Genomic DNA, 21,739 nt, shown 5'->3' with positions numbered 1-21,739 from the left:
GTACCGTATGGGAGTCCATACGGGGGCGTATGGAGTTCGGAGGTTCGACATGACGACCACGATGACGCCAACACGGCGGCTCGGCGACGCGGTGATCACCACCGGCGTGCTGCACAACCTGCTGGGCGGCTACCTGTACCGCAGACAGCTCGCGGGCATGGCGCGCGACGGGTTGCTCAACTCGGCCTCCGACGCGCGGCTCGGTACCGTCGACGGCGAGCGCCGCCACGCCGCATTCTGGTTCCTGATGGGCGGCCTGGCGTTCATCACGCTGGGGGCGAGCATCCGCCGGTCCGCCACCACCGGCGAGCCGATCGCGCCCGCGGTGGGCCCGGGCATGACGGTGATGGGCGCACTGGGCGCCGCCCTCATGCCGGTGTCCGGATTCTGGCTGTTGCTGGCCGAGGGCCTGGCCGCCACCTACCTGCGGCGTCGGGCGCCCAGGACGGTCGCGGATTAGAGCGAGCTCACACCGCCGACGGGTTTCGGCGTCGTCAACCGGGGTAATGTCGAACCCGTGTGTGGAGCCACCGGCGAGGTGCGGCTCGACGGTCTGACACCTGACGTGGCAGCCGTCTCGGCGATGGCCGAGGCGATGACGCCGCGGGGTCCCGACTCGGCGGGCGTGTGGTCACAGGGCAGGGTCGCGCTCGGGCATCGTCGCCTAAAGATCATCGATCTGTCCGAAGCGGGCGGTCAGCCCATGGTCGACCCCGAACTGGGGTTGGCTGTGGCGTGGAACGGCTGCATCTACAACTACAAGCAGTTGCGCCGCGAGCTGTCCGAACAGGGCTACCGGTTCTTCTCCCACAGCGACACCGAGGTGCTCCTCAAGGCCTATCACCACTGGGGCGACCGGTTCGTCGAGCGCCTCTTCGGCATGTTCGCGTTCGCGATCGTCGAACGCGACAGCGGCCGCGTGCTGCTCGGCCGCGACCGGCTCGGCATCAAGCCGCTGTATCTGACGCAGACGGCCAAGCGGATCCGGTTCGCCTCGTCGCTCCCGGCGCTGCTGGCCGGCGGGGAGGTCGACACCCGCATCGACTCCGTCGCGCTGCACCACTACATGACCTTCCACTCGGTGGTGCCCGCGCCGCGCACGATCCTGCGCGGCGTCACCAAGGTGCCGCCCGGCTCGCTCGTCGCGATCGAACCGGACGGCCGGTGCATCACCACGACGTACTGGGAGCCCGACTTCAGCCGCCGCGCCGACCGGGCCGACTGGTCCGAACAAGATTGGGAGGACGCGGTTCTCGACTCGCTGCGGGTCGCCGTCGACCGCCGTCTGGTCGCCGACGTCCCGGTCGGCTGCCTGCTGTCGGGCGGTGTCGACTCCAGCCTGATCGTCGGGCTGCTGGCCGAGGCGGGCCAGCACGGGCTGGCGACCTTCTCCATCGGGTTCGAATCGGTGGGCGGCGTCAAGGGCGACGAGTTCAAGTACTCCGACATCATCGCCGAGCGCTTCGGCACCGATCACCACCAGATCCGCATCGGCACCGAGCGGATGCTGCCCGCACTCGACGGCGCGATCGGCGCCATGAGCGAGCCGATGGTCAGCCACGACTGTGTGGCGTTCTATCTGCTCAGCCAGGAAGTCGCCAAGCACGTCAAGGTGGTGCAGTCCGGGCAGGGCGCCGACGAGGTGTTCGCCGGCTACCACTGGTATCCCCCGATGGGCGCCCCGGACGCCGTCTCGGTCGACGGTTCGGTGGCCAGCTACCGCAGGGCGTTCTTCGACCGGGACCGCTCGGGCTACGAGGCGCTCGTGTCCCCGGCGTACCTCACGCCCGATGACCCCAGCCAGCGGTTCGTCACCGAACACTTCGCGCGCGACGGCGCCGCCACCGGCATCGACCGCGCCCTGCGGCTCGACACCACCGTCATGCTCGTCGACGACCCGGTCAAGCGCGTCGACAACATGACCATGGCGTGGGGCCTCGAGGGCCGGGTGCCGTTCCTCGACCACGAGCTCGTCGAACTGGCCGCCACCTGCCCGCCCGAGCTGAAGATCGCTCACGAGGGCAAGGGCGTACTCAAGCAGGCCGCGCGCAAGGTCATCCCCGCCGAGGTCATCGACCGGCCGAAGGGCTACTTCCCGGTGCCTGCGCTCACCCATCTCGAAGGCCCGTACCTGGATCTGGTACGCGACGCGCTGTCTGCGCCCGCCGCCAAGGAACGCGACCTGTTCCGGCCCGAGGCCGTCGAGCGACTGCTCGCCGACCCCAACAACCGACTGACCCCACTGCGCGGCAACGAGCTGTGGCAACTCGCCCTGCTCGAACTGTGGCTGCAGCGCCACGGCATCACCGGGCCCGCCGCATGACTCTGAACCCCGAGTCCCGCAACCCCGACGCCGACCACACCGAGGCGATCACCCTCGGGCTGCACGACGCGTCCCCCCAGCACCTGGTCGACAAGATGGCCGATGATGTTGTCGTCGAAATGGGTTGGGGCCGTTTGATTTTCGGGCAGACCTTCGCCGACCCCGAGAAGCTCGCCGAGGTGCTGCGCCACGAAGGGCTCGGCCGACGCGACATCTGCATCTACGCCCGCGAGCCGCACGTGCTGGTCGCGCTGGCCCCCGCCGAACTGTTCATCGACCCCAGTCACACCTACCGGCTGCGGTTCTCCGACGACGACGCAGCGGGTCGGTCGGCCACCGGCTTCTCGGTGCGCCCGCTCACCAGCGCCGACGACACCGACGACATCAACCGCGTCTACGTGCGCTGCGGGATGGTGCCCGCGCCCGTCGAGGTGTTGTGGGACAACCACTGCGACAACGACGCGGTCGACTACCTGGTGGCAGTGCGCGACGACGACGGCTCGGTGGTGGGCACCGTCACCGGCGTCGACCACAAGCGGTTGTTCAACGACCCCGAGGACGGCTCGAGCCTGTGGACACTGGCGGTCGATCCGACCACCAGCCTGCCCGGAGTCGGTGCGGCGCTGACCCGCGCGCTGGCCGCGCTGTACCGCGGCCGCGGCCGCTCCTACATGGACCTGTCGGTCAGCCACGACAACGTCGCGGCGATCGGGCTCTACGAGAAGCTCGGCTTCGAACGCGTGCCCGTCATGGCCGTCAAGCGCAAGAACGCGATCAACGAGCCGCTGTTCACCCACCCGCCCGAGACCATCGACGACCTGAACCCGTACGCGCGGATCATCGCCGACGAGGCCATGCGCCGCGGCATCTGGGTGGAGGTGCTCGACGCCGGGGCCGGCGAGATGCGGCTGTCACACGGAGGGCGCAGCGTCATCACGCGAGAGTCGTTGTCGGAGTACACCTCCGCGGTGGCGATGGCGCGCTGCGACGACAAGCGCCTGACCCGGCGGCTGGTGTCCGAGAAGGGCATCGCGGTGCCCAAGGGCCGGCTGGCGACGTTCGACGAGAAGGACCACGCGTTTCTCGAGGAGGTCGGCGACGTCGTGGTCAAGCCGACCCGCGGCGAGCAGGGCAAGGGCATCACCGTCGGGGTGAACGGCCCCGATGAATTGGACGCCGCGCTGGCGCGCGCCCGCGAGGAACACCCCAACGTGCTCATCGAGCAGCGGGCCGACGGTGACGACCTGCGTCTGGTGGTGATCGACGGCAAGGTGGTAGCCGCCGCGCTGCGCAAGCCCGCCGAGGTCGTCGGCACCGGCCACCACACCATCCGCGAGCTCATCGAGGCGCAGAGCCGGCGCCGGGCCGCGGCGACCGGCGGCGAATCGCGCATTCCGATCGACGCCGTCACCGAGGCGACCGTCGCCGAGGCCGGCTGGTCCTTCGACGACGTGTTACCCGAGGGCGAGCGGCTCCGGGTGCGTCGAACCGCCAACCTGCACCAGGGCGGCACCATCCACGACGTGACCGCCAAGGTCAACCCGCACCTGTGCGAGGTCGCGGTCAAGGCCGCCGACGCCATCGGCATCCCGGTGACCGGCATCGACCTGCTGGTTCCCGACGTCACCGGGTCGGACTACGTGTTCATCGAGGCCAACGAGCGGCCCGGCCTGGCCAACCACGAGCCGCAGCCGACGGCCAAGGCGTTCATCGACTACCTGTTCCCGGGCAGCCCGGCGTTGCCGCAGGCCTGGACGCCGGAAGAGGCTGCTGAGTAGCCGCGCGACGGGGGCTACCAGGTGCTGGTCCGCAACACGATCTCGGCCGCCAGCTGCGCGGTGGACTCCTGGGCGTTGCGCCTGCCCAGCAGCTCGACCAGCCGGTAGTCGCCGTACACGTAGCGCTGGCTGGCCCTGGCCACCGCGCGGGAGGCGGGCGTGCTGACCAGCGCGGTCGTGTTCATCTCCACCGGCGGGCAGTGCTCGTCGCGGATGACGCCGGTCAGGTCGGCGACCCGGGGGTGTCCCCGGTCGATGACCACCAGCCCGATGAACCGGTCGAGCCGGGTGGCGGCCAACTCCCAGGCCAGCTCCCCGCCGATGCGATCGCCCACCAGCAGCGCCCATTTCACGTCGAGCGCGTCGAGGATGCCGACCACCGTCTTGGCGGTCAACCGTGGATCGGGCCCCACGACGACCGTGCGCAGCGACGCGGTGTGCAGCCGCTGACAGACCGCGTCGTACGCCGCGGGCGACTGGTGAGCCGCGCCGAGCACCACCACGACCGAGCCCTTGTCGGGCCCGGCCACGTCGACGGGCACGTTCAAGCCGTCGACGCTGACCATGGTGGAAGGCATTCGGTCACGGTAGCGCGGGCAACCCCTCGACGCAGCGGTTTTCGCTGAGCGCTAACCAGGACCGTCACAGCGTCTCCGCACGCTCCGCCTGTCTGGCCGCAATGTCCAAAAACGTTTGCGGCAGCGTGGCTTTGGCGGGTATCGAGGGGTTCGGCACCGGCAGCGCGATGCCGTACACCGCCATGGTGCCGACGTTCTCGAACGAGAAGTAGACGCTGTTGTCGACGCCGCCGAGCCGCATGGTCTGTTCGTAGACGAGCGCGTCCGGTCGTGCCGTCCCGATCCTCGTGGTCTTCATCGGGATGCCGGGGCTCGACGGGTCGAAGAACACCTCGAACTGCGCGCACCGCTCGGCTGTGGCGGCCAGCTGCTCGAGGTCGAGGTGCCACGTCAGCACGGTTATCACGATGCGGCCGCCGTCGTAGCCGACGACGTACTCGGCGGCGCTGCCGGGACCGCGCTCGGCGGAGTCGGCGATGTCGCGGGTGAGCCCGTCCGAGCAGCCCTTGGGTTTCGACAGCATCGCAGGGGGCGGCTCGCCCAGCAGGGCGTCGGCCTCGCTGGGCCCGCGCACGATGCGGTCGTACTGTGCGTCCGGCGGGAAGTCGGCGGCGCTCAGCACCGCCTTCTCGAGGCGGACGCCGGGCCACGTCGGGCTGCCCGCGACCGTGGTGGCGCAGCCGGTGAGCATCGCGGCGGCGATCAGTGCCGCGGCTGGTCGCCACCTCACCGGGCCACCCCCCGCACGACGGTCGGCCGGTCCGGCGCGCCGTCGGTGAGCAGCGCGAGCACCGCGTCGACATCGAGGTGGCTGGTGAGCAGGTCGGCCATCACGTCGAGCTGCGCGTCTCGCCGGGCCCGCACGTCGACGTCGTCGGCGACGAGAAAGTCACGGCCCGCAGCCGCGGCGGCCTCGGTGAGCCACTCGCGGCGCACGCCGTCGTTGTCGAGCAGCCCGTGCCAGTGCGACCCGTACACCGCCCCGCGGCGAATCCCATCGCCCAGCCAGGCCGCGTCGGAGGCTCGGGCCACGCGCCCGTGGTGGATCTCGTAGCCGTGCACCGGCTCGTCGTGGTGTACCAGGGTTTTGTCCGGAGCGAACACGATGTCCGCATCGAGCAGGCCCAGCCCGTCCACCGTCCCCGCTCGCGACTCGACCGGATCATCGATCCGCGTGCACAGCATCTGGAAGCCCCCACACACGCCCAGCACCGACTTGCCCCGCGCCGCGTGCCCGACGACCGCGTCGGCGAGACCGCTGCGGCGCAGCCAGTCCAGGTCGGCGACGGTCGACTTGCTGCCCGGGATGACGACCACGTCGGCATCGGCGACGTCGGCGGGGTCGGACACCCAGCGCACCAGCACACCGGGTTCGCACGCCAGCGCCTCGACGTCTGTCGAGTTGGATATGCGCGGCAGCCGGACGGCCGCGACGCGCAACCACTCCGCTCTGCGCGGCGGCTGCGGGTCGCCGACGACGCGGTGCGCCAGCACCGACACCGAATCCTCGGTGTCGAGCCACAGCCCGTCGGTGTGGGGAATGACGCCGTACGTGGGCCGCCCGGTGAGGTCCTCGAGCCGGGTCAGCCCGGGTTCCAGCAGCACCGGGTCACCGCGGAACTTGTTGACGACGAACCCGGCGATGAGCCGCTGATCCTCGGGGTCGAGCACGGCGACGGTCCCGTACAGGTGCGCCAGCAGGCCACCGCGGTCGATGTCGCCGACCACGACCACCGGCAGGTCGGCGGCGCGCGCCAGCCCCATGTTCGCCAGGTCCGTTGCGCGCAGGTTGATCTCGGCGGGCGAGCCGGCGCCTTCACAGATCACCGCTTCGAATTCGTTTCGCAGTTCGCGGAGTTCGCCTGCGACGACATCGGCGAGGGTGTCACGGTGGGTGAAGTAGTCTCCGGCGCCGACGGTTCCTGCGACCTTGCCACGCACCACCAGTTGGGAGGTGCGGTCGCTGCCCGGCTTGAGCAGGACCGGGTTGAACCGCGTGTGCGGGACCAGCCCCGCCGCGCGCGCCTGCATCGCCTGCGCCCTGCCGATCTCGCCGCCGTCGACGGTGACCGCGGAGTTGTTGGACATGTTCTGCGCCTTGAACGGCGCCACCCGAATGCCCTTGCGCGCCAACAACCGGCACAGCCCGGCGACCACCATGGACTTCCCGGCGTCGGAGGTGGTGCCGGCGACCAGCAGCGCCCCGCTCACATCCCTACCGTCACAGCTGGGTGAGGATCTCGGCGCCGTCGTCGGTGACGACCAGCGTGTGCTCGAACTGCGCGGTCCACTTCTTGTCCTTGGTGACGACGGTCCAGCCGTCGTCCCAGATCTCGTAGTCCAGCCCGCCGAGGTTGATCATCGGCTCGATGGTGAACGTCATCCCCGGCTCGAGCACGGTCTCGACGGCCGGCTGGTCGTAGTGCAGTACCACCAGGCCGTTGTGGAAGGTGGTGCCGATGCCGTGTCCGGTGAAGTCGCGAACGACGTTGTAGCCGAACCGGTTCGCGTAGGACTCGATGACGCGGCCGACGGCCGAGAGCTGACGGCCCGGTTTGACGGCCTTGATCGCGCGCATGGTGGCCTCGTGGGTGCGCTCGACGAGCAGCCGGTGCTCCTCGGCGACATCGCCGGACAGGAACGTGGCGTTCGTGTCGCCGTGCACCCCGTCGATGAAGGCGGTGACGTCGATGTTGACGATGTCGCCGTCCTCGACGACCGTCGAGTCGGGGATGCCGTGACAGATGACCTCGTTCAGCGAGGTACAGCACGACTTCGGGTAGCCCTTGTAGCCCAGCGTCGACGGGTAGGCGCCGTGGTCGAGCATGTACTCGTGGGCGATGCGGTCGAGTTCGTCGGTGGTCACCCCCGGTGCGACGGCCTTGCCGGCCTCGGCGAGCGCACCCGCCGCGATGCGGCCTGCCACCCGCATCTTCTCGATGACCTCGGGTGCCTGCACCCACGGCTCGTTGCCCTCGCGTGCGGTCGGCTTGCCCACGTACTCGGGGCGGGCGATCGAGCGGGGCACCGGCAGCATCGGTGACACCACGCCGGGGCGAAGGGCGGTGCGAACAGGCATGTGGCCAGGGTAGTCGGCGGCGGCGATTAGTCTCGTCGACCATGAAGATCGACGAGGTGGACGCCGCGTTCGCCGCCCGCTTCGCCGCGCAGTTCGCCGACACGTGGCGCTCCCCCGACCTGGCGAAACACGAGGCGATGTGGAGCGACGACATCGTGCTGATCCAGCCGATGATGGGCACGCTGCGGGGCAAGCAGGCCTGCCGGGAGTCGTTCGCGCGATTGTTCGGGCTGGTTCCCGACCTGCACGCCGAGGTGCACCGGGTCGGCCATGGCCCCCACGAGGTGTTCATCGAGTTCACGCTGAGCGGAACCTACGGCGGCAAACCGATCGCCTGGGATGCGCTCGACAGGTTCACCTTCACCAACGGGTTGATCGCCGAACGGGTTTCCTACTTCGACTCGACACCGCTGATCGGCAAGCTGGTCGCCCGACCTGCGGGCTGGGACCGGCTGGTCCGCGTCGGATCTCAGCTGTTCAAGCGGTAGCTGCCGCGCCGCAGCCACGCCTTGCGGGGCCCGCGGATGTCCACCGAGCCGAACACCACCTTGCCCGTCAGGATCACATGCGGCTTGCCTTCGGCCGGTGCGTCGCGCCGGTGGTCGCGGGCGCTGCCGACGTTGACCTCCACGTCGTCGATCGACGCGCTCGCACCGTCGGGCAACCGCAGGTCCAGCCCGCCGAACCGCAGATCGAGTTCGATCACGACGATCGGGCCCGCGAAGCGCGCCTTCGTCAGGTCGAGGTCGACCGACCCCATCCGCCGGTGCAGGGCCAGCCGGGTCGGCACCGTCCATTCGCCCTGACGCTTGAGCGACCCGAGCACCCCGCGCAACTCCACCCGGTCGGCGGCCGAGGTGACGATCGCGCCCGGCCCGGGCAGGTCGCCGACCAGCGCGTCGAGGTCGGAGTGCAGCCGCGCCCGCGACACCGCCACCGAGCGCTCCTCGAACTCGTCGATGTCGATCAGACCCAGTGCGACGGCGTTGTGCAGCCGCCGCAGCGTGCCGTTGCGATCGGCGTCGGAGACGCGCATCGCGGTGTGGTCGTCGATCCCGGTCATGGTGTCCTCCACGGTACCGCCGGTCCGTCACACCACGGCCAGTGAACCCAGCGCGCTGCGCACCCGGTCGGGCAGCGATCCGCCGTCGCTCAGCCAGTCGTCGAGTGCGATCCGGACAGACGCCATCGCCACCGCGCCGAGCAGCCGGGGCCTGGGGTCGTCCGGGGCCGCGTCAGCGAAGCGGGGAGCCACCAGCGCGGCGATCGCGTTCTCGGACCGGACATAGATCTGCAGCGTCCACGCCGACAGCGCGGGCGAGGACCGGGTCAGCGTCGCCAGTTCCCGGACCTGCCCGCTGATCTCGGCGAAGCCGTCGCCCAGTTCCGTGAAGCCGGCGACGACGGCGTCACGGGCGGACAGGCCCGCGGGCTGACGCGCGATCGCCGCGGCGATGAGATCGAGCCAGTGCTTCGTCAGGCCCTCGGCGACGGCGTCCTCCTTGGAGTTGAAGTAGCGGAAGAACGTGGCACGGCCCACCTCGGCCGCGCCAGCGATCTGCTCGACGGTGGTGGGGGCCAAACCATCGGAGGCGACCAGCGCCGCAGCGGCCGAGGCGATGCGGTCCCTGGTCGCCCTGCGTTTGCGCACGCTCAACGGACCGGTGGAAACGCCGGTTGAGACTCCGTCCATACTGATACTTTGTCTCATCGTGGCGACGAACGACAACTCCACGCCGGGCAAGGCCATCGAGGCCTGGGCATTCGTGCAGACCATGCTCGGCGACCTCACCCGCATCGTCACCGAGGACGCGGAGAACGAGCGCGAGCTCATCGAGGGCCTGCGCGTCGTCGCCCGCGCCACCGCGTTGTGCTCCGAACTGACGGTCGAAACGGACACGGAGCGGCCGTGGTTCTTCGACATGTGCTCGCCCACCCGGCTGATCGGCGGGCCCAACCCGGACGGCAGCTACCTGCTCGCCATGATCCGCGGCGACCTCGCCTACCGGGTCGGCGGAACGCGCGGCACGACCGCGTATCTCGGCATCCAGGTGCTGGCGGGCACCGGCATGACCCCGCGGCGGATGGCCGCCTACGTCAGTGACACCGACCTCAAGTGCGACAGCACAGGCGAATTCGCGTTGGTGTTCTCGTCAGCCGAGCCGTCGCCGGCCGAGTTGGACGGCGCGCAATGGGTGCACATCCCCGACGACGCATCGTCGCTCGTGGTCCGCGAGTACATCGCCGACGCGGCGACCGAAGCCCCTGCGACCCTGCGCATCGAACCCCTGGTCGCGAATCCTCCGCGGGCCCTGTCGGATTCCGACGCGGCCGAACAGTTCACCGCGATGGCGTGGACGATCGTGAAGCTCACCACGCTGCACCGCACGATCATGCCCGAACTCTTGGACAACCCCAACACCCTGGTCACCGCCCAGGCAGCCGAACTCGGCGCCGCGGACACCACCCCGGACAACCTCTACATGATCGGCACCTTCAGGCTGGCCGACGACGAGTCACTGGTCCTCGAGTTCGCGCCGCCGGACACCCGCTACTGGAACGTGACGCTGGAGAACATCTGGCACGAATGCCTCGAGCCCCGGCGCAGGCACAGCTCGGTCACCAACAAGGGCGTCGCACCCGGCGCCGATGGCATTGTGCGAATCGCGATCGGCGCGAAGGATTTCGGCCACGGACACTGGCTGGACACCGGCGGGCGGCACCGGGGCTTCGTGGTGTTGCGCTGGCTGGACAACCCCGATGCGCCCGATGTCGGCGTCAGCGTGCGCCGCGGTGCCCCGCGGTGAGTGCCGGTGAACGGTTCCGGCCGTCCGAGTTGATCGCGCAGGCGTGCGAGTCGGCCGGATGTGAGGACTTCGGCGACGACCAGTTCGCGGGCGCAGGGACCTGGCGCGACGGAATGGACAGGTTGCTTGAGGGTTTCGTGCACGAAGCCCGGCTCACCGAGTTGGGCGTGGAGATCGCCGCGCTCGACGTGGTGCGCGCCCTGACGAACCGGCTGCGTATCGTCGATTGGCGCAAGAGCCATCCGGACGTCGCCGCCGAGCGCATCGAACGGCCGATCTTCATCGTCGGTCAACCCCGCACCGGCACCACGATCCTGTTCGACCTGCTCGCGCAGGACCCGTCGCTGCGTCCCCCGCTGACATGGGAAGTCGATGCGCCGCTTCCGGTGCCGCGACCCGACACCTACGACACCGATCCGCGGATCGCCGAGACGCAGGCGACTCTCGAGATGAGCGAGCAGATCGTCCCGGGCCTGATGGCATTTCACCCGATGGGCGCCCTGGTCGGCCAGGAATGCGTGCGCATCACCGCCGGGCAGTTCTGCAGCATGATCTTCTCGGTGCAGTACCGGTTGCCCAGCTATTACAAGTGGCTGTTGTACGAGGCCGACCACCGGCCGGCATACGGCTATCATCGGATCTTCTTGCAGCACTTGCAGTCCGGCGTACCCGGCCAGTGGCTGCTGAAGTCGCCCGCACATCTCTGGCACCTCGACGACCTGGTGGCGCAGTATCCGGACGCGAAGATCGTGCAGACGCACCGCGACCCGCTCAACGTCATCGCGTCGGTCAGCGCGTTGACCAGCCACCTGCGCCGGATGGCCTCGGACCAGACGAGCGTGGCCGAATGCGCGCAGCAGTCGTGCGAAGAGATCACCGTGGGCCTGCAGCGGGGAATGGCGCTGCGCGAGAAGCTGCCCGCGGATCAGGTGATCGACGTGCAGTTCGCCGATTTCATCGGCGACCCGTTCGCGACGATCCGCCGACTGTATGCCCGGCTGGACCGGGAGCTCACGCCGGTCGCCGAGCAACGGATGCGGGACTTCCTGGCCGCCCACCCCGGTGACGGCGGCGGACGGTACACGTGGGCCGACACCGGACTCGACGCCGGAATTCTGCGCGAGCAGGTCAGCGACTACCAGGAGCGCTACGGCGTTCCCAGCGAACCACTGAAATAGCTACTCAGGCAGAGTAACCCGGGGGCAGTCCGTCGAGCATCCCCTTGAGCATCCGCACCGCGTACTCCGATGACCCGCCGCCGACGATCAGCGCGGCGAACGCCATGTCACCGCGATATCCGGCGAACCACGAATGCGATCCGCCCGCGAACTCCGCCTCACCGGTCTTGCCCCGCACGTCGCCCGCGCCTTGCAGATCCTCGGCGGTGCCGTTGGTCACCACCAGTCGCATCATCGGCCGCAGCCCGTCGAGGATCTTCGGGCTGATCGGGGTCTGGTCCCCGTTGATCACCGTCTGCCTGCCCTGGATGAGTTGCGGGACAGGGGTTTTCCCCGCAGCGACGGTCGCAGCGGCCAGGGCCATGCCGAACGGGCTGGCCAGCACCTTGCCCTGGCCGAACCCGTCCTCGGTGCGCTCGGCCAGGTCGACCGTCGGCGGCACCGACCCGGTCACCGTCGTCAGCCCCTCGATGTCGTAGTCCGTTCCGATGCCGTATTTGGCCGCGGCCGTGGTCAGGCCGCGCGGCGGCATCCGGCTGGCCAGCTCGGCGAACGTCGTGTTGCAGGAACTGGCGAACGCCCGCGACATCGGCACCGTGCCCAGGTCGAAGCCGCCGTAGTTCGGCACCGTGCGATGGCCGATGTCCATGGTGCCCGGGCAGGGCAGCAGCGTGTTCGGCGTGGCCATGTCGCGCTCGATGGCCGCGCCCGCGGTGACCATCTTGAAGGTCGACCCCGGCGGATACAGGCCGGTGGTGGCGATCAGGCCCTCCGAGTCGGCCGAGGCGTTCTGCGCCACGGCGAGGATCTCCCCCGTCGACGGCTTGACCACCACGATCATCGCCTTCTTGCCGGTGAAGTTGACCGCGTGCTGCGCAGCGGTCTGCACCGTCCGGTCGAGGCTGATCTTCACCGACGGTGCTGGCGCCCCCGGCACCTCGTTGAGCACGTCGACGTCGACGCCGTTCTGGTTGACGGTGACGACCCGCCAGCCGGCCCGGCCGTCGAGTTCGTCGACCACCGCCTTCTTCACCTCGGTGATGATTGCCGGCGCGAAAGCCTCGTCGGTGGGCAGCATTTCGGCCTGCGGGGTGACCACCACGCCGGGCTGCGCGCCGAGCGCCGCCAACCGGTCGTGGTCCGACTGGCGCAGCGTGATGAGGTACAGCGGTTGCTTCGAAGCGCTCGCCTGCTCGGCCAGGCGCTGCGGGTCCAGCGTGTTGTCGAACGGCCGCAGGGCATCGACGACCGCACGCGCCGTCGGCATCAGCGCACCGCCGGCCGCCGAGGCGTCCAGCGCATAGCTGTAGCGGTAGCCCGGCTTGAGCACCTCACTGCCGCCGCGTTCGATCACCGACGCGCGCGGCGGGGAGTCGGCGCGCAGCGCGAAGGTCTGGTTCTCCCCGAGCCTGGGGTGCAGACCGGTGGCGCTCCACCGCACCTCCCAGCGGCCCTCGTCGCGCACCATGTTCAGCTGCCCGTCGTAGGTCCAGGTCCGGTCCTTGGGCAGGTGCCAGGTGTAGCGGTAGGTGATGCTGCCGGTGTCCTGGGCGTACTTGGAGCCGACGATCTGCGTGTCGAGATGGGTGGCCTGCAGCCCGGCCCACGCCTCGTTGAGCGCCTGCCTCGCTTCGGCGGGCCGGTCACTGAGCTCCGCGGCTCCGGCGGTGTCGCCGGTAGCCAGCGCGGCGAAGAAGTTCTCGGCGGTCGGCTCGGGCCCGGCGGGTTTCGGTGTGCACGCGTTCAGGCCGACGACGACCGCCCCGACCGTCAGCAGGCTCGCCACCCGTGATGCTGAAGTTGCCATTGAGGCAGATGTTACGAACTCGAGACCCGAATGCGGCGGAGGCGCACCGAGTCCTGCGTCGGCGTCGCGGTATCGGACGGCTTGGGTATCGGACGGCTTGGGTATCGGACGGCTTGGGTATCGGACGGCTTGGGTATCGGACGGCTTGGGTATCGGACGGCTTGACGGGTTGATTGCCTGCACCCGCTGCACGCGATCAACCCGTCAAGACCGCCAGCGCATGCCGCGACGCGCTCGCGCAGCGTTCTGTGTGAAGCGGCCCGCGAAGAGCCCTGGTGCAGAATCGGCGCCCGTGCGATCCGGCCCTATGGCCCAGCCGCCGGCGCCCGCACCACCAACGGCGCGGCCGGGAAGTACGCCGCCATCTCCGAACGAGACTTACGCAACGCCGCCGTGCCGTAGCCCCGCTTGCGATGGTCCGGATGGATCCAGATCCGCACGTTGACCTCACCGCCGATCAGGTCACCGAAGACCATGCCGACCTTGTTCGGGCCCTGCACCGCCACCAGCCAGGCCGCCTCCTCGGCGTCGACCCTGCTCAGCCCGGCGCGGATCTCGTCGTCCAGATCGCCCGCCGGGGCGCCCGAGCCGTCGCCCGCCTCACGCACGTCGTCGGTGCGCGCGGCGAAGATGTCCCGGTCCGCCTCGGGGGTGAAGGGCCGCAGCACCATGGCGTCGGCCGACTGCGCAGGCTCGCCCATGGTGAAGCTCAGCTGGTTGTTCAGGTCCTCGAGTTCGGCGGCGATCCGGCGCCGCGCCACCTTGGTCAGCCGGTCGAAGGACAACCGCAACACCGCTTCTGCGGCCATCGCCGAGGCGCCGAGCATGCCCGCGATCGCCTCGATCGCCTCGTCGTAATCCTCCGAATCCACCACGACGTCGAGGAGTTCGTGCCGTCGTTCGAGGGCACGAACCAATGTGTCGGCGATTTCCCTGCGGGCGATCGTGCGGTCGTCGTCGGCCATGACCGAAGCGTAGGCCAGCCGACGAACTGAGACGATCAGTCGAGCAGAACGGTGGCGAAGGTGCCCACCTGTTGGAACCCGACGCGCGCGTAGGTGGCCCGCGCGACGGTGTTGAAGTCGTTGACGTACAGGCTCGCGGTGCGCCCGGAGCGGACCACGGCCGACGCCAGCGTTGCGGTGCCCGCGGTGCCGAGGCCGCGCCCGCGCCAGTCGGGATGCACCCAGACGCCCTGGATCTGCCCGACGGCCGGCGACTGCGACCCGACCTCGGCCTTGAACACCACCCGACCGCGCTCGAAGCGGGCCCACGCGCGGCCCGCCGCGATCAGCCCGGCAACCCGGCGCCGGTACCCGCGGCCGCCGTCGCCGAGCCGCGGGTCGATGCCGACCTCACCGATGAACATGTCGATGGACGCGACCAGGTAGGCGTCGAGTTCGTCGGCGCGGACCTGCCGCACACTCGGGTCGGTGGCGCACTGCGGCGCGGTGCTCAACGCCATCAGCGGCTGATCCTCACGCACGTCGCGCGCGGTACCCCAGGCGTGTTCGAGGCGCCGCCACATCGGCAGCACCAGTTCGGCGCGGCCCACCAACGACGAGCAGCGCCGCGCGGTGCTCATCGCCTTGTCGGCGAACGCGTTCAGATCGGCGGCCTCGCCGCGCAGTGGGATCAGGTTGGCGCCGGCGTAGCACAGCGACTCGGTCGCCCGCCGCCGCGTCCACAACTCCCCGCCGATCGCCGACGGTTCGACACCGTGCTCTGCCACCCGGCAGGCGACCATGCACGACCCCACGGGATCCTCGTCGAGCACCCGCATCACGGCTTCGACGTCGCGCACCACGGAGACCCGTCGCTCGTCGACGAGACGGAACAGCGGCGGAGCCGACATGCAAACTCTTTCTAACCGACGCCGAAACCAGTGCCAGGGATCACAGTCAGCTTACGGTCACAACCGGCGAACCGCTCGCATCTGTTCCACGCTCCTGCGCGATTCGCAGGGCCTCTTCGATCAGCGTCTCGACGATCTGCGCCTCGGGCACGGTCTTGATCACCTCGCCCTTGACGAAGATCTGGCCCTTGCCGTTGCCGGAGGCGACGCCGAGGTCGGCCTCGCGCGCCTCGCCGGGACCGTTGACGACGCAGCCCATCACCGCCACCCGCAGCGGCACCTCCATACCCTCCAGGCCGGCGGTCACTTCGTTGGCCAATGTGTAGACGTCGACCTGGGCGCGCCCGCACGACGGGCACGACACGATCTCCAGGCCGCGCGGCCGCAGGTTCAGCGACTCGAGGATCTGGTTGCCCACCTTCACCTCTTCGGCGGGGGGCGCCGACAGCGACACCCGGATGGTGTCGCCGATGCCCTTGCTCAGCAGCGCCCCGAACGCGACGGCGGACTTGATGGTGCCCTGGAACGCCGGGCCCGCCTCGGTCACGCCGAGGTGCAGCGGGTAGTCGCACTGCGCGGCCAGTTGCTCGTAGGCGGCGACCATGACGACGGGGTCGTTGTGCTTGACGCTGATCTTGATGTCGCCGAAGCCGTGCTCCTCGAACAGCGACGCCTCCCACAGCGCCGAGTCGACGAGCGCCTCGGGGGTGGCCTTGCCGTGCTTCTCCAGGAAGCGCTTGTCGAGCGATCCGGCGTTGACGCCGATGCGGATCGGGATACCCGCGGCCCCAGCGGCTTTGGCGACCTCGGCGACCCGGCCGTCGAACTCCTTGATGTTGCCCGGGTTGACGCGCACCGCGGCGCAGCCGGCGTCGATCGCGGCGAAGATGTACTTGGGCTGGAAGTGGATGTCGGCGATCACCGGGATCTGCGACTTCTTCGCGATCGCGGGCAGCGCGTCGGCGTCCTCCTGCCGCGGGCACGCGACGCGCACGATGTCGCAGCCCGACGCGGTCAACTCGGCGATCTGCTGCAGCGTCGAGTTGATGTCGTGGGTCTTGGTGGTGCACATCGACTGCACCGCGATCGGATGGTCGCTGCCGACCCCGACGTCGCCGACCATAAGCTGGCGGGTCTTGCGCCGCGGCGCGAGCACGGGCGCGGGAGGTGCCGGCATGCCCAAGCCGATTTGTTGGCCGGTGGCCATCGGATTCTCCTACTGGAAAGGTCTGATCGGGTTGATGAAGTCGGCGGTCACGGTCACCGCCATGTAGCCGATCACCACCAGCAGGATCACGTAGGTGGCGGGCATCAGCTTGAGGTAGTTGACCGGTGCCGCGGCCACCATGCCGCGCGCCGACCTGATCATATTGCGGATCTTCTCGAAGAAGGCGATCGCGATGTGGCCGCCGTCGAACGGCAGCAGCGGGACGAGGTTGATCGCACCGAGCACGAAGTTCAGCTGGGCCAGGAAGAACCAGAACGCGACCCACAATCCGGCATCCACGGCGTCGCCGCCGATGATGCTGGCCCCGACGACGCTGATCGGCGTCTCCGGATCCCGTTCCTCACCGCCGATCGACCGCACCAGCGCGCCCATCTTGGTCGGGATCTTCGCCAGCGACTTGCCCAGTTCGACGGCCAGGTCACCGGTGAACGCGACCGTCGCGGGGGCCGCGGACAGCGGGTTGTACTGCGTCGGCCCGAACTGCGCCGCGGAAATGCCGACCGTGCCGACCGGCTCCGGCTTCTCCGTGTCGCCGCTGGCGACCCAGCGCTGGGCCGGGACGACGTCGACGACGGTGGTGAACTCGCCGCCGTCGCGCTGCACGGTGAACCGCGTCGGCCCGTCGAGCTTGCGGATGGCGGTGACCATCTCGTCGAAGTTGGCCACCGCGGTGTCGCCGACCTTGACGACGGTGTCGCCGGCCTCGATGCCCGCTGCGGCGGCCGGTGACGGCGCCAGACAACCGCCCAACTGGCCTTGGGCCACTTCGGCTTTCACACACGAGGTCTCGCCGACGATCGCGGTGGTGGGCGGATGCAGGTTGGGCAGGCCCCACATCACCGCGATGCCGTAGATCAGCAGCAGGCCGATCGCGAAGTTCATGCCGGGGCCGGCGGCCAGCACCGCGGCGCGCTTCCACGTCTTCTGCTTGTACATCGCGCGGTCGTGCTCGTCAGGTGCGAGATCCTCCACCGACGTCATGCCCGCGATGTCGCAGAAGCCGCCCAGCGGGACCGCCTTGACGCCGTACTCGGTCCGATCGCCCGTGGTCTTGTTGGTGCGCCACGTCGACCACAGCGTCGGGCCGAAGCCGACGAAGTAACGGCGCACCTTCATCCCGGTGGCGCGCGCCACCCACATGTGCCCGCACTCGTGCAACGCCACCGACACCAGGATGGCCAGCGCGAACAGCACGACGCCGATGACCCACATCATTTGGTGGTGACTACCTCCCGCTCGACCGCGCGCTTCGCGCGGTCACGCGCCCACTGCTGGGCGTCAAGTACTTCCTCCACGGTAGCTGGTTCGGCCGCCCACTGGTCCGCAGCGCGCAGCACGTCGGCGATCGTCCGCACGATCGCGGGGAATCGGATTCGGCCGGCGAGGAACGCCGCCGCGGCCTCCTCGTTGGCGGCGTTGTACACCGCGGTCAGACAACCACCCGCCTCGCCGGCACTACGCGCGAGCTCGACAGCGGGGAACACCTCGTCGTCGAGCGGCTCGAAATCCCACGTCGACGCGGTGGAGAAGTCGCACGCCTGCGCGGCGCCGGCGATCCGCTCCGGCCAGCCCAGCGCCAGCGCGATGGGCAGCTTCATGTCCGGGGGGCTGGCCTGGGCCAGCGTCGAGCCGTCGGTGAAGGTCACCATCGAGTGCACGATCGACTGGGGGTGCACGACGACCTCGATGCGGTCGTAGGGCACGCCGAACAGCAGGTGGGTCTCGATCAGTTCCAGCCCCTTGTTCACCAGCGAGGCCGAGTTCAGCGTGTTCATCGGCCCCATCGACCAGGTCGGGTGCGCACCGGCCTGCTGCGGGGTCGCCGATTCCAGCTCCTCGGCGGTCCAGCCGCGGAACGGGCCGCCGGAGGCGGTCAGCACGATCTTGGCGACCTCGTCTGCCGTGCCGCCGCGCAGGCACTGCGCCATCGCCGAATGTTCGGAGTCCACGGGCACGATCTGACCGGGCGCGGCGGCCTTGAGCACCAGCGGACCCCCGGCGACCAGCGATTCCTTGTTGGCCAGCGCCAGGCGGGCGCCGGTCGCGAGCGCTGCGAGCGTCGGCTCGAGGCCCAACGCCCCCACCAGCGCGTTGAGCACGACGTCGGCCTCGGTGTTCTCGACGAGCTCCGTCACCGCGTCGGGGCCGCAATAGGTGACGTCGCCGATCCGGGAGGCGGCCTCCTCGGACGCGACGGCGACCTCGGTGACGCCGGTGGCGGCACGCTGGCGGGCCAGCAGTTCGGCGTTGGCCCCACCCGCGGCCAGGCCGACGACCTCGAACCGATCCGGATTGGCGGCGATGACCTCGAGCGCCTGCGTGCCGATCGATCCGGTGCTGCCGAGGATCAGCACGCGACGTCTTGCACTCACCGATCCATTGTGCCGCCTCGCGGGCGGTAAGCCGCCGACCGGACCGGCCCATCTCAGTTGTGACGCGAATGTGACGCATTTCATCCGGGCGGCGTACCGGTCCGAATCCCTGATGTCAGTGCACCGGGCGGGCGCAGGTCCCGTCCCCCACAAAGGAGCGACAAGAGTGACGAAGACCGAATACCGCAAGGTGATCACCGCGGCCAGCCTCGCCGCGGCCGCGATCCTGACCGTCTCGGCGTGCTCGAACGACAGCTCGACCTCGGCGGCGGAGACCACCAGCTCCAGCGCGGCGACGACCACGCCGTCGACGACGTCGACCACCGCGATGGCCGACCCCGCTGCCAACCTGGTGGGCCCCGGCTGCGCGGCCTATGCCGAGCAGGTTCCGTCCGGCCCCGGCTCGGTGACCGGCATGGCGCAGGACCCGGTGACCGTCGCCGCGTCGAACAACCCGATGCTCAAGACGCTGACCCAGGCGCTGTCCGGGCAGCTCAATCCGAACGTCAACCTCGTCGAGACACTCAACGGCGGCGAGTTCACCGTGTTCGCGCCGACCGATGAGGCCTTCGGCAAGATCGACCCGGCCACCATCGAGACGCTCAAGACCGACTCCGAGCTGCTGACCAGCATCCTCACCTACCACGTGGTGCCGGGGCAGGCCAGCCCGGCTCAGGTGCCCGGCGACCACGAGACCGTGCAGGGCGCGAACGTCACCGTCTCCGGTGAGGGCGACACCCTGAAGGTCAACGACGCCGGCGTGGTGTGCGGCGGTGTGTCGACCGCCAACGCGACGGTGTACATGATCGACACCGTCCTGATGCCCCCGGCCGCCTCCTAGGCCATTTCGCCAGCGAGCTGGCGCGGGATCGTTTCGAACTCCACATGCGCGATCCCGCGCCGGCTCGCGCATGCTGAGGACCGGCCGTGTTCACCCTCGTTCTCATCGGCTTCGTCGGCGGACTGATCACCGGCATCTCGCCGTGCATCCTGCCGGTGCTGCCGGTGATCTTCTTCTCCGGCACCCAGACCGCACGCGTCGACGCCTCCGCTCACGGGCAGCCGGGCACCGCCCTCGCGACGAAGCCACGGTTGGCCGAGACGCTGCGGCCCTACTTGGTGATCGCCGGTTTGGTGGTCAGCTTCTCGGCGGTGACCCTGCTCGGTTCCGCGGCGTTGTCACTGCTGCGGCTACCGCAGGACGCCATCCGGTGGGTGGCCCTGGTCGCGCTGACGGCGATCGGCATCGGGCTGATCTTCCCGAAAGTCGAAGAGCTGCTGGAGAAGCCGTTCTCCCGGCTGCCACAGAAGCAGTTCGGCTCGGGTAGAAGCGGGTTCGGCCTCGGTCTGGCGCTCGGCGTGTTGTACGTGCCGTGCGCGGGACCCGTGCTGGCCGCCATCGTCCTCGCGGGCGCCACCGGCACCATCGGAGTGGGCACCGTGGCGTTGACGCTGTCGTTCGCCGTCGGTGCCGCGCTGCCACTGCTGTTCTTCGCGCTCGCGGGCCGCCGCGTCGCCGAACGGGTGGCGGCGTTCCGCGACCGCCAGCGCCAGATCCGCGTCGCCGCCGGCGTCGTGACCATCCTGCTGGCGCTGGCGTTGGTGTTCAACCTGCCCGCGGCGCTGCAGCGCGCCATCCCGGACTACACGGGCACACTGCAGGAGAAGGTCGGGGGCGACGAGCGGATCCGCGAGCAACTCAACCTCGGCGGGCTCGTCAACGACCAGAACCGGTTGCTGTCCAACTGCACCAACGGCGCACCCGAACTCGAGAGCTGCGGTACGGCCCCCGACCTGATGGGCATCACCGGTTGGCTCAACACGCCGAACGGCTCACCGGTCGACCTGAAGGCGTTGCGCGGCAAGGTGGTCCTCGTCGACTTCTGGGCCTATTCGTGCATCAACTGCCAGCGCGCGATTCCGCACATCGTCGACTGGTACGCCGCCTACCGGGACGCCGGCTTCGAGGTGATCGGGGTGCACACCCCGGAGTACGCGTTCGAGCGCGTGCCCGACAACGTCGCGAGCGGAGCCGCCGATCTGGACATCACCTATCCCGTCGCGCTGGACACCAAGTATTCGACCTGGACGAACTATCGCAACCGCTATTGGCCGGCCAAGTACCTCATCGACGCCGACGGCACGGTGCGTCACATCAAGTTCGGCGAAGGTGACTACGCGACGACGGAAAGGTTGATCCGGCAACTGCTTTCGGACGCCGACGCGGGGGTCTCACTTCCGCCGCCGACCGAGAACGCCGACGCCACTCCCCCGCGCGATCTCACGCCGGAGACGTACTTCGGCGTCGGCAAGGTGGTCAACTACGGCGGGGCCGGTCCCTACGACGAAGGCATTACGACGTTCCGGTACCCGGATCGCCTGCCCGAGGACAGTTTTGGGCTTCGCGGCCGGTGGGCGCTGGACTATCAGGGTGCCACCGCCCAGGGTCCCGACTCGACCGTCCGGTTGAGCTACCGCGCCCGCAGCGTCTACCTGGTGGTCGGGGGCAGCGGGACGGTGACGGTGACGCGCGACGGCGAATCCCGCCGGATCGCGGTCGACGGCCCACCGACGCTGCGACAACTCGTCGGTGACGACGATGTCCGCCGCGGTGTGCTGGAGGTCCAGCTGAGCCAAGGCCTGCAGGCATTCTCATTCACCTACGGCTGAGCAGAATATCGAGACCCATCCGAGACCCCATCTGCTCCGAATAGAGATCGCAAGGAAGTTTCGG

20 protein-coding genes are annotated in these 21,739 nt (G+C 69.5%); 8 read left to right on the top strand and 12 right to left on the bottom strand.

All coding sequences use genetic code 11. The features are described 5' to 3' along the window. The first annotated feature begins 49 nt into the window (after positions 1-49). From ABGB19_RS03715 to ngg, 3 genes are read left to right on the top strand one after another with little or no spacing between them, the layout of a single operon-like run. Positions 50-460 (top strand): DUF6463 family protein, encoded by a 411-nt coding sequence (locus ABGB19_RS03715; protein ID WP_347684105.1) that lies wholly within the window; start codon positions 50-52, stop codon positions 458-460. A gap of 57 nt (positions 461-517) precedes the next feature. Next, positions 518-2,323 (top strand): N-acetylglutaminylglutamine amidotransferase, encoded by a 1,806-nt coding sequence (locus ABGB19_RS03710; protein ID WP_347684103.1) that lies wholly within the window; start codon positions 518-520, stop codon positions 2,321-2,323. Continuing rightward, positions 2,320-4,101, top strand: a complete 1,782-nt coding sequence (gene ngg / locus ABGB19_RS03705; RefSeq protein WP_347684101.1) for an N-acetylglutaminylglutamine synthetase — start codon at positions 2,320-2,322, stop codon at positions 4,099-4,101. The genes ABGB19_RS03710 and ngg overlap by 4 nt, the downstream gene beginning before the upstream one ends. A gap of 14 nt (positions 4,102-4,115) precedes the next feature. Here ngg and ABGB19_RS03700 read toward each other — a convergent pair whose 3' ends face one another. From ABGB19_RS03700 to map, 4 genes are all read right to left on the bottom strand, one after another. After that, on the bottom strand, positions 4,116-4,679 hold the full coding sequence (locus tag ABGB19_RS03700; RefSeq protein WP_347684099.1) for an alpha/beta hydrolase: 564 nt from the start codon (positions 4,677-4,679) through the stop codon (positions 4,116-4,118). A 64-nt stretch (positions 4,680-4,743) separates the two neighbouring features. Further along, positions 4,744-5,370, bottom strand: a complete 627-nt coding sequence (locus ABGB19_RS03695) for a hypothetical protein (RefSeq protein ID WP_347684710.1) — start codon at positions 5,368-5,370, stop codon at positions 4,744-4,746. Between the two features lie 35 nt (positions 5,371-5,405). After that, positions 5,406-6,890 (bottom strand): cobyric acid synthase, encoded by a 1,485-nt coding sequence (locus ABGB19_RS03690; protein ID WP_347684097.1) that lies wholly within the window; start codon positions 6,888-6,890, stop codon positions 5,406-5,408. A 10-nt stretch (positions 6,891-6,900) separates the two neighbouring features. Further along, a complete protein-coding gene (gene map, locus ABGB19_RS03685; protein WP_347684095.1) occupies positions 6,901-7,758 on the bottom strand; it encodes a type I methionyl aminopeptidase in 858 nt (285 codons plus the stop codon). A gap of 41 nt (positions 7,759-7,799) precedes the next feature. On the opposite strand from map, the gene ABGB19_RS03680 reads away from it, so the two are divergent. Further along, positions 7,800-8,246 (top strand): nuclear transport factor 2 family protein, encoded by a 447-nt coding sequence (locus ABGB19_RS03680; protein WP_347684093.1) that lies wholly within the window; start codon positions 7,800-7,802, stop codon positions 8,244-8,246. Here ABGB19_RS03680 and ABGB19_RS03675 read toward each other — a convergent pair. Next, positions 8,228-8,821 (bottom strand): DUF1707 domain-containing protein, encoded by a 594-nt coding sequence (locus ABGB19_RS03675; RefSeq protein WP_347684091.1) that lies wholly within the window; start codon positions 8,819-8,821, stop codon positions 8,228-8,230. The genes ABGB19_RS03680 and ABGB19_RS03675 overlap by 19 nt on opposite strands. 27 nt (positions 8,822-8,848) lie before the next feature. Next, positions 8,849-9,451: a TetR family transcriptional regulator gene (locus tag ABGB19_RS03670; RefSeq protein ID WP_347684089.1), complete on the bottom strand. Its 603-nt coding sequence runs from the start codon at positions 9,449-9,451 to the stop codon at positions 8,849-8,851. An 82-nt stretch (positions 9,452-9,533) separates the two neighbouring features. On the opposite strand from ABGB19_RS03670, the gene ABGB19_RS03665 reads away from it, so the two are divergent. Together ABGB19_RS03665 and ABGB19_RS03660 are read left to right on the top strand one after the other, a co-directional pair. Then, complete coding sequence (locus tag ABGB19_RS03665; RefSeq protein ID WP_347684708.1) at positions 9,534-10,565, top strand: DUF1214 domain-containing protein; 1,032 nt, start codon at positions 9,534-9,536, stop codon at positions 10,563-10,565. Continuing rightward, positions 10,562-11,743, top strand: a complete 1,182-nt coding sequence (locus ABGB19_RS03660; RefSeq protein WP_347684087.1) for a sulfotransferase — start codon at positions 10,562-10,564, stop codon at positions 11,741-11,743. Before ABGB19_RS03665 ends, ABGB19_RS03660 begins: the two co-directional genes overlap by 4 nt. Positions 11,744-11,747: 4 nt before the next feature. Here the strand turns inward: ABGB19_RS03660 and ABGB19_RS03655 are convergent, their stop codons facing one another. The 6 genes from ABGB19_RS03655 to dxr form a co-directional block, all read right to left on the bottom strand. Beyond that, on the bottom strand, positions 11,748-13,550 hold the full coding sequence (locus tag ABGB19_RS03655; RefSeq protein ID WP_347684085.1) for a penicillin-binding transpeptidase domain-containing protein: 1,803 nt from the start codon (positions 13,548-13,550) through the stop codon (positions 11,748-11,750). 305 nt (positions 13,551-13,855) lie between these two features. Beyond that, positions 13,856-14,515, bottom strand: coding sequence for a GNAT family N-acetyltransferase (locus ABGB19_RS03650; protein WP_347684083.1), 660 nt, complete (start codon positions 14,513-14,515; stop codon positions 13,856-13,858). A 35-nt stretch (positions 14,516-14,550) separates the two neighbouring features. Next, a complete protein-coding gene (locus ABGB19_RS03645; RefSeq protein WP_347684081.1) occupies positions 14,551-15,405 on the bottom strand; it encodes a GNAT family N-acetyltransferase in 855 nt (284 codons plus the stop codon). Positions 15,406-15,451: 46 nt separating this feature from the next. Beyond that, positions 15,452-16,612 carry a flavodoxin-dependent (E)-4-hydroxy-3-methylbut-2-enyl-diphosphate synthase gene (gene ispG / locus ABGB19_RS03640; protein WP_347684079.1) on the bottom strand — a complete coding sequence of 387 codons (1,161 nt, stop codon included), beginning with the start codon at positions 16,610-16,612 and terminating at the stop codon, positions 15,452-15,454. Positions 16,613-16,621: 9 nt separating this feature from the next. After that, complete coding sequence (locus ABGB19_RS03635; protein WP_347684077.1) at positions 16,622-17,848, bottom strand: M50 family metallopeptidase; 1,227 nt, start codon at positions 17,846-17,848, stop codon at positions 16,622-16,624. Then, a complete protein-coding gene (dxr, locus tag ABGB19_RS03630; protein WP_347684075.1) occupies positions 17,845-19,005 on the bottom strand; it encodes a 1-deoxy-D-xylulose-5-phosphate reductoisomerase in 1,161 nt (386 codons plus the stop codon). Before dxr ends, ABGB19_RS03635 begins: the two co-directional genes overlap by 4 nt. A gap of 166 nt (positions 19,006-19,171) precedes the next feature. Between dxr and ABGB19_RS03625 the strand changes: the two genes are divergently transcribed. Next, the gene (locus tag ABGB19_RS03625; RefSeq protein WP_347684073.1) at positions 19,172-19,846 is read left to right on the top strand and encodes a fasciclin domain-containing protein; all 675 of its coding nucleotides are present in this window, start codon (positions 19,172-19,174) and stop codon (positions 19,844-19,846) included. Positions 19,847-19,932: 86 nt separating this feature from the next. After that, positions 19,933-21,675, top strand: a complete 1,743-nt coding sequence (locus ABGB19_RS03620) for a cytochrome c biogenesis protein DipZ (RefSeq protein ID WP_347684071.1) — start codon at positions 19,933-19,935, stop codon at positions 21,673-21,675. Positions 21,676-21,739 lie beyond the last annotated feature (64 nt).

Source organism: Mycobacterium sp. B14F4, from assembly GCF_039871645.1.
In the GTDB taxonomy this organism is placed as follows: domain Bacteria; phylum Actinomycetota; class Actinomycetes; order Mycobacteriales; family Mycobacteriaceae; genus Mycobacterium.
Note: the sequence above shows the minus strand (reverse complement) of the source record. Positions and strands in the feature narration are given on the sequence as shown.